We start from the raw sequence: 13,237 nt of genomic DNA, 5'->3' as shown, positions 1-13,237 counted from the left end.
ATTCATGTCCAACTTACATTAAGCTGTTCTTCCTTTTAACATGGAAAATCCATATCCAATTAACCCAATTGCAAGAAGAATAATGATCCAACCTGCCAACTTACTGACAAGAATGATGATCCCGATACCCGCAATAACCCATCCAATTTTCTTATCGTTCTTAATTCCTAGGTAACCGAGTCCAATCATAATGAGTGGAATTACTAATCCCATCACTGAGCCTACAAAGTGACCCAAGTGAAAACCTAGCTTATTGAATAGTATCAGTGCGCCGAATGCGATTAGCAGAGCGGCTAACCCTGTGTTTCTTTTCATCGTTTTTCGTCACCGCCTTTCGTTGTTTGTCGTCGTCTTCTTCATGTCTTTATTCTAGGTAAAATTGCAGCTTTCCAAAACGGACCGTGGACGGTATTTGCTCCTAGACCTTAGTCGGGGTGGGTCTACGACCCTTGATAGACAAGCATTCCTTCCATACCAAGTCTGGCACCATGGCAAAAAGGAGCTGCCAGCAGGCAACTCCCCAATCCATCGCATTCAACCTTACGCGGTTTCCTTATCTAACACGTAGACCTTTACGTTCTTTTTCACACCAAACTCTTGTGCTTGGCCTAAATCATTCATGAAGACATCAATTCTAGAGCCGCGAATCGCTGACCCGACATCCTCCGCTTTCCGTATGCCGATCCCCTCAATGAACACTGTTGATCCTAGTGGAATGACGGATGGATCTACGGCAATTGTGCGCCCCTCTTTAGCTTTGATTCCGCTGTAAGTAATGCCGTATGTGGGGTGAGACGCTTTTTTGCCTGTAGATTCAAAACCGGCAGTGTACGCAGTTAGCGTTGTATTAATAACTTTTTTGATAATTTTGGGCTGTCCCTCGGAAGTGGCAACAATGGGAATCGTCAGACTTTGTCCGATCGTCAACTGATTCGGATTTGAAATCGAATTGGCGGAAATCAGATCATCAACGGCAATATCGAAGCTCTTAGCAATTTTGAACAGCGTATCCCCTCGGTTCACTTGGTAGGACGTTGTAGCTTTCTCAATAGCAGTCGGTGTAACTTCTTCCATTGGTTTATCAGAGCTTCCAATCGAAGATGCTGCATAGACAGGCGGCATGCCCCCATCTTCATCACTCGTTGGAAATGAATATACTTTCGTTTGCATGAGCCACAATCCTAGCAACAGAGTAAGGGATAAGGTCGAAATACATAGTTTACGAAACATAGCGATAGCTCCTCCTCGAAAAGTTAATAGAGTTATAGCTACTAGACTTGGCAAAAATAACTATTTATATACCTTTCCTATGAAATAATTGCTAGATAAGTAGAACAATTAAGAGTTAGAATATTCCTTGACAGGAATATTCCTTTTGAGGTATATTGAATTCATGAATACGATATTCAGCGCGCTAGCCGAACCCCATCGTTTGCACATTGTTGAACTTTTGCGAAACGGTCCTTTGACGGTAGGGGACATTGTCGATCGGCTTGGCCTCAGCCAACCTCAGGTTTCCAAGCATCTTCGGGTACTGCACGAGGCAGGGCTGGTCGAGGTGCAGCCAATCGCGAACCGGAGGGTCTATAAACTGCAAACGCAGTCCCTCCAAGCTATGGATGACTGGTTGGGTCCGTTCCGGCGTCTATGGGAAACTCAGTTTGATCGTATGGAAGCTTATTTACAAGCGCTGCAAGCCAAGGAATCGAAGCCGACTGACGAATAGTCTGGCGTGGAGTGACACATTTTAAACTATGGAGGCTTGGTAATGATGAAACAAAATGCTTTTGAAATGACAGGGAACGGTTCTGAGGTTCAATTGGAGATTACGCGTATCGTGAAGGCGCCGCTTGAGCTTGTGTACAGTGTATGGACACAGCCAGAGCATTTGGCAGCATGGTGGGGGCCAACAGGTATGGAATTGACTGTGAAGTCTTTGGACGTTCGTCCGGGCGGCATTTTTCATTATGGAATGAAAAGCCCTGAGGGCTTTGAAATGTTCGGAAGATTCTCCTACCGCGAAGTGGAAGCTCCTACGAAATTGGTGTATGTCACTTCCTTCGCAGATAGCGAGGGGAATATCATTCGTGCGCCATTCAGCGCTGTTTTTCCACTAGAAATCATAACTGAATTGACGATGACTGAAGAAGACGGCCATACCGTTATCACCATGAAGGGCGGCCCAATCAACGCGACAGAAGAAGAAATTGCCTTCTACGCTTCGATGAAAGGTTCTATGGAACAAGGCTTTGGCGGGACGTTCAAGCAATTGGACGAATACTTGGCGAAGTTCACGGGTTAATTATAAACAAGAAAAGAGCCCTCAGAAGTTTGATTCTGGGGCTCTTTTTATTCTACTTTATACAGCTGCTTTGCGCAGCAATCCATAAGAGATGATCATGTAGACGCCTACCATCGGGATCATCCACCAGAATAAGTCCATATAGTTATTGGCTAACCAATGAGCAATTTCAACCCATAGCCCGAAATGCGTCAGCGTATAGGACGTGATTGTCCCTATCAATAACGCCGCTGTAAAAAAGATGTACATGGACATGCTGCCAAATCGGCGATGCAAGCTCGAAATGGTAAATCCAATGAAGTACAAATTTACTAACAGGATGATATTAATCCCGACGATACCGATGAACGGCAGGTCTTTCAGAAAGCCTAATTCAAATAAATGTAATCTCACATACCAACCATCCGTCGCTTGCTCAATGGCAGAAAGAGTGGTTATGGCAAGCCCTGAAATCGTGTTAACTAGCAGAACAGTCAATGCTGTACCGAAGAAATAATCCTTTCTGCGGATACTAAGACCGATGGCAAATGGGAACGTTTCTTTAAGCGTTAGCGTGCCCGTTATCAATGTGTAGATAAAGATGGAGGCAATCGCACCCGTATTCACAACTTCACCATCATTCAATGAAGTAGCAATTACAGCATTAATCAGAAAATTAGCGCCCAAGATAGCCCATGGAACTAGAAACCACGTGAACTTGTTCCTTAGATGCATCTTTACGACTTGGTTGACTCGATTCATAAAGATTCAGCCCCCTTTCCTGCAACTTGTGTGCGTGTAAGATGAACGATAAGCTGTTGGATGGAAACTGACGTAAATTCGATTCCCAATTCTTCGGCGTATTTACGATCTTCCACGGAAAGAGCACCGATGATCGTTGCTGTTGCAGCCGAACCAATCGCCGTTCGTTCCAGCACTTCTTTCCCACGTGTAAAAGCGTCTACCGCTGATTTCAAGCCAGAAACCATACAAGCTCTGCCGCGAAGTGCATCGGCGTCTTCATTAAGAATCAATTTCCCGTTATCGATCACGAGCACATGCTCCAACAACCGACTCACTTCGTCAATCAGATGCGTGGAAAGGATGACAGTACGCGGATGTTCTGCGTAATCTTCCAGCAAGCGGTCATAGAACAGCACTCTAGCTACAGCATCCAATCCCAGATACGGCTCATCAAAAATCGTCAATGGCGCGCGGCTTGCAAGCCCGACGACAATCCCTACGGAGGACAGCATGCCTCGGGACAGTTTTTTTATTTTCCTTTTAATCGGAAGTCGAAAATCTTCTATTAATGCGTTAGCATAAGCGTCGTCCCAGTTTGGATATAAGGATCTGGCCACCGCCATCACATCATTAATACGGAATGTATCCGGATATTTCTGGCTCTCTTTAATAAAACAAATCTGATTCAGCACTCGGTTATTTTCAAAAGGCTCCTCACCAAACACCGTAAGCTCCCCGCTAGTCGCAAACTGCTGGGCGGAAATCATATGCATGATGGTCGTTTTGCCAGCGCCGTTTCTGCCGAGCAGGCCATAGATTTTGTTCGCTTCTACCGTGAAGCTGACCCCGTCAACAGCCTTAACTTTACCATAGGACTTCGTAAGTCCTTTTACCTCAACTACGTTCGTCATCAGCCCTTCTCCCCTCTCCGCACCATTTCCGTCAACTGCTCCACCGTTATGCCCAGCTTCTCAGCTTCTCTAACCATCGTCACGACATATTGCTCATAAAAGAGTTCTTTTCGCTTTTCCATCAGCTTGATCCTCGCTCCCTCCGCTACAAACATGCCAATGCCACGCTTCTTGTATAAAATCCCTTGGTCCACCAGCAAGTTAACTCCCTTAGCTGCCGTTGCCGGATTGATCCCATAAAAGGCTGCAAATTGATTTGTCGAAGGTACCTGCGATTCTTCCGGCATGCGTGATTCGATAATGTCATCTTCAATCTGCTCTGCGATTTGCACAAATATCGGGCGGCTATCGTCCATCATTAGTCCCACAATTCTCACCACCACTTTCGTCACTGCATTGGTTAGTTACTCATGTAATTAACCATACAACCAAATAACATTGAAGTCAAGCGAATTACAAAATTTGGGTAGTTAAATAATTTCTTTTTTGCAGGGGAATACCAGTAGGGCGTGGGGTGGGAGCCGATCGAGGTCAAGATTCAGGATCAAGAATTGGTTGAATAAAAGAAGAGCTGGTTAAAGACATAGAAAAGAAAAAGCGCATAACGACACACTTATTGGAAGGTAGGGTTTCTATGTTTCTATCTATCATCATACGGAGTAGTTTGGTTGTTTTGTTGGGGTTAGCATTGCTTAACCCTGTAGGGGAAGGAATAAAGTCTACTCGCGCATCCCAGCATGCTGCTGTGCAAATGGCGTCGCAAACCGCTGCTACACAAGCTGAAGCACAAACCACTGCCACACAAACAGAGCCGCAAACCGCTGCCACACAAACAGAACAGCAAACCGCTGCACCGTTGTTTTCCTTCTCGGTGATGAGCGACGTTCATATCATATCGTCGGATTCCTCTTCTCAGCTGCTTCTGCGGCAAGCGCTCGCGGATCACCATGAGCTGCGCCCAGACAGCAAGCTGCTTGTCTTGAACGGTGATCTCACGAATGGCAGTGAGAGCGATTATCGCAGCTTATTGGCGCTGCTAAGCCGCCAGCCCCATGCCCCTGTGCAGGCGACCATGGGCAATCACGACTACTACGGCGTGTGGCGCAAGCCGGATGGCAAAATGGATTACGCGAAGATGAATCCTTCGTGGAAAAGTCGTGATGCGGTCGCGTTATTTGACCGCATGATGGGTTACGACAAGCCGTATCACGAGCTTGTCGTGGAGGGCTACCGCTTCCTATTCCTTAGCGGGGAAGCGTACAGGGACGTTGACGCATCCATCGGCGAGGATGCGTATCTCTCCCCCGCGCAGCTCAGCTGGCTGCGCGAGCGGCTTACAGCGGCGAGCTCGGCGGATGCCAGCAAGCCCGTGTTTGTGTTCCTCCATCAGCCGCTGCCTAGCACGCTGGATGGCACGGATCTGGAGCTGGGCGTCGTCCAGCACAAGGAACTGCGTGCGCTGCTGGACGCGCACCCGAACGTCATATTGTTCAGTGGGCACACCCACTGGAACGTTGAAACGACCAGCCAAGTGAAGCAGCTGAAGTTTCTTGCCGCTTCCAGCGCCTCCATCCGCGAGGTATGGAGCGCAAAGAACGAGCCCGAGACACAGTCGCTCAGCCAGAGCTTGATCGTCGACGTCTTCCCGGAACGCGTCGTTATTCTGCGCCGCGAGCATACTGAAAAGCGATGGATCGAGCCATCCATCGCCAAGGGGTATGACGTGAAGTAGCATCAACACCGATGCTCCGAACTTGCAGTTCGATTTTGCCCACTTATTTGTGGGCATTGGAGGTGTAATGCCGCTGCAGTTCGATTTCTCCAACTTAAATCGCCTTTTATGAGCGTTCACCACGACATTCGGCCAAATAGTTCGGCGAAATCGAACTACAATGCTTTCTCTCGCCGCTTTGGCTCATTTAAGTGGGCAAATCGTGACTATCCGTTAATTTAGCTATATCTGATGGACTTACCGAAATAAAAAAGAGGCACAGTACCTAGTTTAGGTCAGTGCCTCTTATCTTATTTTGATCCATAATAGTGATTTGAGATATCCAGACCATAAGCCAGGATTCGGCAGTTCTTGTTTATCTAAGCCCTGTTCACGGCTCTTTTACTTAAATTGCTTCAACAGACGCTTCGCTGTACCATTCGGTGTGTTGATCACTTCGTACATATTGACGACGATGCCGGAACTCACTTGCTCGTTTTTCAAGCCAGATATGGTGACCTTTTGGCTGCCGCTCGTTAATTTAGCCGTGCCCATTAGAGCAGCATCTTGTGTACCAACAATACGACCTAGGGAATCAACCATCTCGAATTGGATACCAGAGAAGTTCGAATCCACAATCACTTGATCCTCGTGGGTAATATCCATGTCTAAACTGAGCACATACGAATAAGTTCCGCCGCTATACGTCCATCCAATCGAGCTGTCATTGATGGTAAGCGAGAATGGATAGATCGCAATGGTATCGCCTGTCTCTGCTTCCTGCATAGCAACTTTAAATGTCCCTGCGGACACACTGCCTTCAGATACGGACTTATTGTCATACACATTCAGGGCAAAGGATTTATCATCATCCCCACCCTTATTAGGCAGTAAATAGGAATAGCTAACTACATAAGAACTGCCTGGCGTGATTTGTGCAGCGGCCGCACTTTGACGAGAGCCCGTGTAGGCGTTGCCTTTATTATCAATGAGCTCATTCTGAAGCTCAGGCAGCGCGAGTGTGCTCGTGCCGTTGTTGGTAATTTTGTATTTGGCAATCGCTGTTTTGTAGCCGAGATCATCATTCTCATGAGCATGTAGCTCAACGAGTGATACATCGAGATTAGGATTCACGACACTGCTGCCCAGAACAAGCTTGGTCCCAAGCTCATAGTCGACCGCTGTGGTAAAGCCGTTTTGGGCTTCACTCGCACCTTTGAGCAAGAACACTGCCACAGGCTGTTGCCCTGTTGTTGTCGTTGATCCGCTTCCCGTCGTTGACCCGCTTCCCGTCGTTCCTGTACTGTTACCCGTCGTTGATCCGCTTCCTGTATTACCCGTTGTCCCACTTCCCGTAGTACCGGTCGTCCCGCCGCTTCCCGCTGAGCTGCCCGTGCCCGCGGAAGCTTTCTGCCACAGCACCAGCTGTGTCGTATTTGGATCCACGCCTGTTGGCAATGTCGCATTGAAGTAATAGGTCGCCGTCTCCTTCGGCGCCAAAAATCCGTTGCGCGCACTATTATCTGACGATGACACAGATGAACCGGAGTCACCAAATTGGTAGGAGGCCGTCAATGAAGGTACAGGTGCGACGACTTCCCCATCATTGCTCAGAGTAACCACAGTCTGAACGTGCACACCATCCGCTTGAATCGAATAGGTAGAGGAGCTTGCTTTCGCTGTTACATTTTCGCCATCTTGCTGCCCAGCATAGCTTGTTTTCGTACCCAAGGCTACCGTATTCAGTGACGAATTCATACTCATGGTCCCCAAGGAGACATCTTCCGTTTGATTTAAGTAATAATATTCCAAATCTAATCCACTAGTCGGCATACCTTTGGAAATGAGTGTTTTAAGTGTCAACGTATCGGACTGATTCGGCAAAATAGCCGTATCCGCCCCACTCGCAACCGAACCAGTGTATTTCAAGCCGTTAGCATCCACTAGGCGTACGAGCAGATTTGCTGGCACCTTCACACTGCTAGCTCCTAGGTTTTTCGCTGCTACCTGTGTATACATGTACCATTTGCCATTTTCCGTCACACGTACGCTCTGGCCTAGCTGAAAGGCAAGGGACGCATCACTCGCGAGTGTGCTGTCTAGCGTGCGTAAGCTAATGATTTCCTCAGGCGTTTCCTGCTGCCCCTCTTGAATGACCGAGGACACCGGCAGCTCACCGAGATGATTCATGAAATCTGATTTATTGTAATCCCAGCGGAATACATCGACTTGCAGATCAGCAGCGTTTTCACCAGCAGGTAAATTTGCGTAGAATCGAAAGCTCTCTTCTTTTCCGCCACTCACAAGACCGCTCTTCTTCTCACTCAGATTAGCTGTATAGCTATGACCAGCGCCATCTGTTACGCGTACGCCATACTTGTTAAAATCAAGCGTCTGACCTTCCCCATTATGGAACAGCACTGAAAATTGCAAGGATGACGACGAAAGTGTCGCTTTATTTAGCATAAAATAAGAGTCCTTCGAGATAAAAACGCCCTCATTAGCAGCATGTGCGGAAGGGGCTGGAGCTGCCCATGAGGCAGCCATTAAGCTTCCTGTCAGCAGCACGGCCAGACTTGTTTGTTTCATTGAGATTGATGTTAGTTGACGAATCATGGTACAAACCTCCTGTTGCCTAATCGTAACGCAGAGCGTCGATAGGTTTTAATTTCGATGCTTTATTGGCTGGATATAAACCGAAAATGACTCCAACAAGTGCTGAGAATAAAAATGCGTAAAGACCCACGTTGATCGATAGACTCGTCTCTTGGCTTGGGTTGATATACGGCCAAGCCAGTGACAAGCCTATCCCTGCCACTAAGCCAATTAATCCGCCCATCCCACTAATCAGGGTAGCTTCGACTAGGAATTGCAGCAGAATATTCCTCCGCTTCGCCCCAATCGACTTCCGAATACCGATCTCCCTTGTTCGCTCACTCACGGTGACGAGCATAATATTCATAATCCCGATCCCGCCTACGAGCAAGGAAATCGCAGCGACAGCAACCAATTGGTTAGTCAGCGTGCTAGACGCCGTTTGTCTTGCGCTAATGAGCTCAGACGAGTTCAAAATATTGTAGCCTGTCGTGCTTTTAAACTTCTGATATAAGTAAGCCTCTACTGCGAGCTGTGCACGTGACACCATGTCGCCTGAGGATGCTTCCACGTATGCTGTCCGGATGTTACCCAATTTAAAGTCCCGGCTCATCGTAGGCAACGGCACTAACACGGAGCTATCCAACGAAGTTCCGCTCGTATTGGAGCCCTTCGTTTGAAGAACACCGATAATCGTATACATGTAGCCTTTCACATTAATTTCTTCGTCGATCGGATCTTCCTTGCCAAAAAACTTCGCAGCCACTTCGCTCCCGATAACCGCAACATGATTGCGGAAATCCAAATCTGCCTGAGCGAGGAAACGTCCGCTGGCCATCTTCCCTTTTTGCAGCTCCAAATAACGGTCATTCGTTCCGATCACATTGTAGCTCTCCGTTGTGCGGTCGAATTTAATAGAGCTGTTCTGCGTCATCGTGGGTGCAATCGACGAGATACCCGCTGTGCCCTCCAGCGTCATGAACTCATCGTAATTCAACTGCGTCGCTCGCCCGTTCCCCATCAAATTGACCGTCAGGAGATTCGTTCCCAGTCCTTCATATTGCTTCTCGATGGCTTTGGATGTCCCCTGACCGATCGACACGAGCGTGATCACGGATGCAACCCCAATAATAACGCCCAGCATCGTCAAAATGGTTCGAAGCGGATTGGAACGAATCGTGGCCATCGCCATCTGGAAGAGTTCCCATATTCTCATGAATGCGCCTCCTCTAGCTTAGGCACTTCAACCGACCAAGCATCATTGCGGATATCGCTGACGATTTCACCATCTCGCAATGCCACTACGCGCTTCGCGTTATCTGCAATGTGATGATCGTGGGTGATTAATACGATTGTATTCCCTTGTTGATTTAACTCTTTGATTAACTCGAGTACCTCGATGCCCGTCTTCGAATCCAAGGCACCTGTCGGCTCATCGGCAAGAATCAGCGAAGGGGAGATGGCCAACGCTCGCGCGATCGCAACCCGCTGCTGCTGTCCGCCTGAAAGCTCACTCGGCTTGTGATGTCCGCGTTCTCCCATCCCTAGTTTCGCCAGCATCTTTTTCGCCTGTTCTTTCCGTTGCTTAGGAGGGATACCCGCATAAATCATCGGCAACTCCACGTTCTCCATCGCTGTCAGCCTTGGCAACAGGTTAAACTGTTGAAAAATAAAACCGATCTTCCGATTGCGCAGTGAAGCAAGCCCGTTGTCTGACATTTTTTCCGTTGCCACGCCATCCAATATATAAGATCCTGATGAAGGGCTATCGAGCAGCCCAATCGTATTCATCAACGTCGATTTGCCTGATCCGCTGGGACCAATAATGGCGACAAAATCGCCTTCCGCAATATGCAGCGTAATCCCGCGCAAAATCTGGAGTTCCTCCGCACCACGGGTGTAGCTCTTCGTTATTTCATTTAGCTCAATGATATTCATCCCATTAGCTCCTTTCCGAGCGAGGCTAGCTCCTTATTGTCGTCCGCCACCGCCGCCTGCGCCGCCACCTTGGAAACCACCTCCGCCTGCTCCACCACCGCCTTGGAAGCCTCCTGCTCCGCCGCCCGGGAATCCGCCCGCTCCACCTGGGAAGCCTTGCTGTTGCTGGTTCGTAGTGGTTGTCGCTCTACGTACTGGCATGACAACTTCTTCGCCTTCTTTTACACCATCAAGCACTTCAACTTGTGTTTTGCTTCGAATACCTACTTTTAGCTCTCGCTCTTCCGTTGTACCATCGGGCTTCTTCACCGTAACCGTCGACTTACCTCTAGTTGTCGTCACCACTTGAATTGGAAGTACGAGAATATCCTTCTTATCTTGGATGAGGATTTCAGCCGTCGCCGTCATGGCATATTTCAAATCATTCTGTGCTGTATTCGGAATCGCCACAACCGCATCATAGGTCGTAACACCGTTCGTCGTAGTCCCCACATTGGAGACGGAAGTTACTTCACCTGTGAACGTCTTCCCTGCAATGGCATCTACCTTGACGTTAACCTTCTGTCCTACTTTCACGCTGGTTAGATCGAGCTCATCTACTGCGATTGCGAGCTGCATCGTGCTTAAGCTTGCTACTGCGCCAAGTGTCGTGTTCGCATTAATTTGCGCGCCAACTGGATAATTGCGTAGTACATTATTTTTACTATTGGCAAAATCCGCCGAGAACACGCCATCAAACGGTGCTTTGATCGTTAATTGATCTATCTTTTGCTGAGCATCGCTGACACGGATTTTCTGGCTATCAATCGCGGATTGTTTGGCGACAATATTCTTTTGGAGGTCGTCGTTAAAAAGGGTCACGATGAGATCGCCTTGTTTAATCGTATCGCCATCTTTGAATTTCAACGTTTTCACCGTACCGCTGGCTTCAGAGAAAATCGAAGCCGTACGCACATAGGCAAGCGCAGCCTGATCGGAAGACTCCACTTTGGCAGCGCCGCTGCCAATGCTGCCTTTGACTTTTAGCCCAGCTGAAAGCGTGCCATCATTATCGACCAGTACATCAACAAGCACCACTTTATTCCCATTTGCGTCTGCGCTAATTTCATGGCCAATTGTATCCACTGTTCCAACTTTAGATAACAAGTACCCATCCACGCTCAGCTCCACGGGGTCGCCTTTTTTCAATTGCACAGCCTCTTGCAGCGAGAATGGCAACTTCACCTTAAACTGCGTTGTATCTGAAATCGAACCGATCTTTGTCGTCTTATTCACTTGACTGCCAACATCAAAATTAGCATTCAACGTAATCTTGCCCGACATCGGAGCGGATACGCTCATGTTTCCTTGCTCAGACTGAAGCTCGCTTAGATCACTCTCTAACTGCTGTAAGCTCACTTGTGCTTCCTTGAGATTCGTTTCCGTTGACGGGACAGAAAGCTCGACGAGCACATCGCCTTTTTTGACAGCTTGATTCTGGGTTAAATTCATGGTTTTGATGATCCCTTCAATCGGAATCACAATGTTTTGTTTATCCTTAGCGTCCAATTGGGAGGTACCCGAGACAGCCATGGAGATAGCTCCTTTGGTCACTTTCATCGTTGTTTGTTGAGTCGCTGCTGCCGCTGGCTTCGCCTTACTATGTACATAATAATAAGTACCTGCCCCACATAGGATGGCCGCTAGGGCTACAATGAGCCACCTTTTCTTACTGCCTACTTTCATCCGTCATAACCCCTCTCACGGTTTACCCAGACACTCATTGCCTAGGTCGTACAATCTTCACATGATGTAGTCTACTAGGGGCGACTGAAACCTGTCTGAGCGTAGGCTGAAAGTGAGTTGAACGGAAGCTGAACGTTTGCTGAAAATGGGGACGAGTTGCGCGCCGGTTCCACCACTAAAATTTCTACCTTGCCGCTCCGTCCGTCGCTGCCAACTGACACTAACACTGCAACAACCCACTTCCGCCGCCGTCGCCCGAATAACTGGAAAACCTCCATCTAATCATCTGATTTTCAGTCAAATTTGGTGATTAGATGGATAATATACATCTATTTCTTCACTTTTTGACGTTTTTGGCTTGATAGCTCGAAATTAGCTGTACTTTTTACAGTTAGTAGAATGAAATCGAGATTTCAATCCCAATTAACTGTATGTTTTCCAGCTAGAATGGCTGAGCTACTTTAAGATCTCCCACCCAGTAACCTTGCAGCGAACCTTCCACTTCAGCACGCACAAGCACAACACATAGACAAAAAGCCGCTCACATTGTGAGCAGCTTCCTATGACTTCCCCTTAGTTTGTAGCTGTCGAGGCAGATGTTGTTGATTGTTTGGAGGCATTGCGATCTGGACGACCTTCGCCACCTTCAGGGCGTTTAGGTGCTGTACCTTTTTCCTCTACAGCCTTCTTGATGGCATCCGTCATGCCGTCCTTGATTTTACTAATTAAATCATCTTCACTAATCCCCTTCGCTGTTGCGATATCTACAAGGGATTTGCCGGACTCCAGCTCTGTTCTCAACTCATCTTGCGTAATACCTAGAATAGTTGTGATAAGCTCTGGATTGCCGATCGGTCCGATACCGAAGCCGCCAGGGCCTCCTGGACCTGCTGGGCCACCTTTACCTCCTGGGAAACCACCTTTGAAGCCCGTGCTATCAATTTGCTTCGTTAATTGGTCGCTCAAGCCTTTAATGATCTCATCAGCCTTCTCTTGTGTCAGCTTGCCAGCGGTTACTTCAGCTGTAAGGTTAGCTGTTTCGGCTGCTACGAGCTTGGACAAGTAATCTTCCTTTGTCAGTCCTTTTTCAACAGCAAAAGCTGCTAATGTTTTATCAGCCTTAAGTGCTTCTTGCACAGCACTTTCTTCAACGCCTAGAATTGTTGCTGTTTCTTTGATTACGTTACCGCCATGGAAGCCACCACGATTGCCCATTTGTCCACGGCCTTTATCGCCGCCTGGGAAACCACCTTTGAAGCCCGTGCTATCAATTTGCTTCGTTAATTGGTCGCTCAAGCCTTTAATGATCTCATCAGCCTTCTCTTGTGTCAG

General features: G+C 47.9%; 13 protein-coding genes. 3 read left to right on the top strand and 10 right to left on the bottom strand.

Annotated features, from left to right (window positions below):
• Positions 1–18 precede the first annotated feature (18 nt).
• Both J2736_RS29320 and J2736_RS29315 read right to left on the bottom strand, forming a co-directional pair.
• Positions 19–315, bottom strand: a complete 297-nt coding sequence (locus J2736_RS29320; protein ID WP_310502128.1) for a LiaF transmembrane domain-containing protein — start codon at positions 313–315, stop codon at positions 19–21.
• Positions 316–540: 225 nt separating this feature from the next.
• Positions 541–1,230: a 3D domain-containing protein gene (locus tag J2736_RS29315; RefSeq protein ID WP_310502127.1), complete on the bottom strand. Its 690-nt coding sequence runs from the start codon at positions 1,228–1,230 to the stop codon at positions 541–543.
• A gap of 163 nt (positions 1,231–1,393) precedes the next feature.
• Between J2736_RS29315 and J2736_RS29310 the strand changes: the two genes are divergently transcribed.
• Both J2736_RS29310 and J2736_RS29305 read left to right on the top strand, forming a co-directional pair.
• Positions 1,394–1,726, top strand: coding sequence for an ArsR/SmtB family transcription factor (locus J2736_RS29310; RefSeq protein ID WP_310502126.1), 333 nt, complete (start codon positions 1,394–1,396; stop codon positions 1,724–1,726).
• 42 nt (positions 1,727–1,768) lie between these two features.
• A complete protein-coding gene (locus J2736_RS29305; RefSeq protein WP_310502125.1) occupies positions 1,769–2,302 on the top strand; it encodes an SRPBCC family protein in 534 nt (177 codons plus the stop codon).
• Between the two features lie 57 nt (positions 2,303–2,359).
• Here J2736_RS29305 and J2736_RS29300 read toward each other — a convergent pair whose 3' ends face one another.
• From J2736_RS29300 to J2736_RS29290, 3 genes are read right to left on the bottom strand one after another with little or no spacing between them, the layout of a single operon-like run.
• Positions 2,360–3,043: a hypothetical protein gene (locus tag J2736_RS29300; protein ID WP_310502124.1), complete on the bottom strand. Its 684-nt coding sequence runs from the start codon at positions 3,041–3,043 to the stop codon at positions 2,360–2,362.
• Positions 3,040–3,936 carry an ABC transporter ATP-binding protein gene (locus J2736_RS29295; RefSeq protein WP_310502123.1) on the bottom strand — a complete coding sequence of 299 codons (897 nt, stop codon included), beginning with the start codon at positions 3,934–3,936 and terminating at the stop codon, positions 3,040–3,042. Before J2736_RS29295 ends, J2736_RS29300 begins: the two co-directional genes overlap by 4 nt.
• Entirely contained in the window at positions 3,936–4,295 is a 360-nt protein-coding gene (locus J2736_RS29290) for a GntR family transcriptional regulator (RefSeq protein ID WP_397341911.1), read from the bottom strand. Before J2736_RS29290 ends, J2736_RS29295 begins: the two co-directional genes overlap by 1 nt.
• Positions 4,296–4,687: 392 nt before the next feature.
• Between J2736_RS29290 and J2736_RS29285 the strand changes: the two genes are divergently transcribed.
• Positions 4,688–5,668, top strand: a complete 981-nt coding sequence (locus J2736_RS29285; protein ID WP_310502211.1) for a metallophosphoesterase family protein — start codon at positions 4,688–4,690, stop codon at positions 5,666–5,668.
• A 381-nt stretch (positions 5,669–6,049) separates the two neighbouring features.
• On the opposite strand, the gene J2736_RS29280 is transcribed toward J2736_RS29285, so the two are convergent.
• From J2736_RS29280 to J2736_RS29260, 5 genes are all read right to left on the bottom strand, one after another.
• Positions 6,050–8,263, bottom strand: a complete 2,214-nt coding sequence (locus J2736_RS29280; protein WP_310502121.1) for a hypothetical protein — start codon at positions 8,261–8,263, stop codon at positions 6,050–6,052.
• 19 nt (positions 8,264–8,282) lie between these two features.
• Entirely contained in the window at positions 8,283–9,458 is a 1,176-nt protein-coding gene (locus J2736_RS29275) for an ABC transporter permease (RefSeq protein ID WP_310502120.1), read from the bottom strand.
• A complete protein-coding gene (locus tag J2736_RS29270) occupies positions 9,455–10,180 on the bottom strand; it encodes an ABC transporter ATP-binding protein (protein WP_310502119.1) in 726 nt (241 codons plus the stop codon). Before J2736_RS29270 ends, J2736_RS29275 begins: the two co-directional genes overlap by 4 nt.
• A gap of 33 nt (positions 10,181–10,213) precedes the next feature.
• The gene (locus J2736_RS29265; RefSeq protein WP_310502118.1) at positions 10,214–11,905 is read right to left on the bottom strand and encodes an efflux RND transporter periplasmic adaptor subunit; all 1,692 of its coding nucleotides are present in this window, start codon (positions 11,903–11,905) and stop codon (positions 10,214–10,216) included.
• Positions 11,906–12,478: 573 nt separating this feature from the next.
• Positions 12,479–13,237, bottom strand: a 759-nt coding sequence (locus J2736_RS29260; protein WP_310502117.1) for a hypothetical protein, incomplete at its 5' end; no start/stop codon positions are given.

Source organism: Paenibacillus qinlingensis (genome assembly GCF_031455095.1).
Classification (GTDB): Bacteria; Bacillota; Bacilli; order Paenibacillales; family NBRC-103111; genus Paenibacillus_E; species Paenibacillus_E qinlingensis_A.
Note: the sequence above shows the minus strand (reverse complement) of the source record. Positions and strands in the feature narration are given on the sequence as shown.

Bases quoted from the DNA above. Each gene is read 5' to 3' on its own strand.
- J2736_RS29320 (WP_310502128.1), bottom strand. From the start codon at position 315: ATGAAAAGAAACACAGGGTTAGCCGCTCTGCTAATCGCATTCGGCGCA.
- J2736_RS29315 (WP_310502127.1), bottom strand. From the start codon at position 1,230: ATGTTTCGTAAACTATGTATTTCGACCTTATCCCTTACTCTGTTGCTA.
- J2736_RS29310 (WP_310502126.1), top strand. From the start codon at position 1,394: ATGAATACGATATTCAGCGCGCTAGCCGAACCCCATCGTTTGCACATT.
- J2736_RS29305 (WP_310502125.1), top strand. From the start codon at position 1,769: ATGATGAAACAAAATGCTTTTGAAATGACAGGGAACGGTTCTGAGGTT.
- J2736_RS29300 (WP_310502124.1), bottom strand. From the start codon at position 3,043: ATGAATCGAGTCAACCAAGTCGTAAAGATGCATCTAAGGAACAAGTTC.
- J2736_RS29295 (WP_310502123.1), bottom strand. From the start codon at position 3,936: ATGACGAACGTAGTTGAGGTAAAAGGACTTACGAAGTCCTATGGTAAA.
- J2736_RS29290 (WP_397341911.1), bottom strand. From the start codon at position 4,295: ATGATGGACGATAGCCGCCCGATATTTGTGCAAATCGCAGAGCAGATT.
- J2736_RS29285 (WP_310502211.1), top strand. From the start codon at position 4,688: ATGGCGTCGCAAACCGCTGCTACACAAGCTGAAGCACAAACCACTGCC.
- J2736_RS29280 (WP_310502121.1), bottom strand. From the start codon at position 8,263: ATGATTCGTCAACTAACATCAATCTCAATGAAACAAACAAGTCTGGCC.
- J2736_RS29275 (WP_310502120.1), bottom strand. From the start codon at position 9,458: ATGAGAATATGGGAACTCTTCCAGATGGCGATGGCCACGATTCGTTCC.
- J2736_RS29270 (WP_310502119.1), bottom strand. From the start codon at position 10,180: ATGAATATCATTGAGCTAAATGAAATAACGAAGAGCTACACCCGTGGT.
- J2736_RS29265 (WP_310502118.1), bottom strand. From the start codon at position 11,905: ATGAAAGTAGGCAGTAAGAAAAGGTGGCTCATTGTAGCCCTAGCGGCC.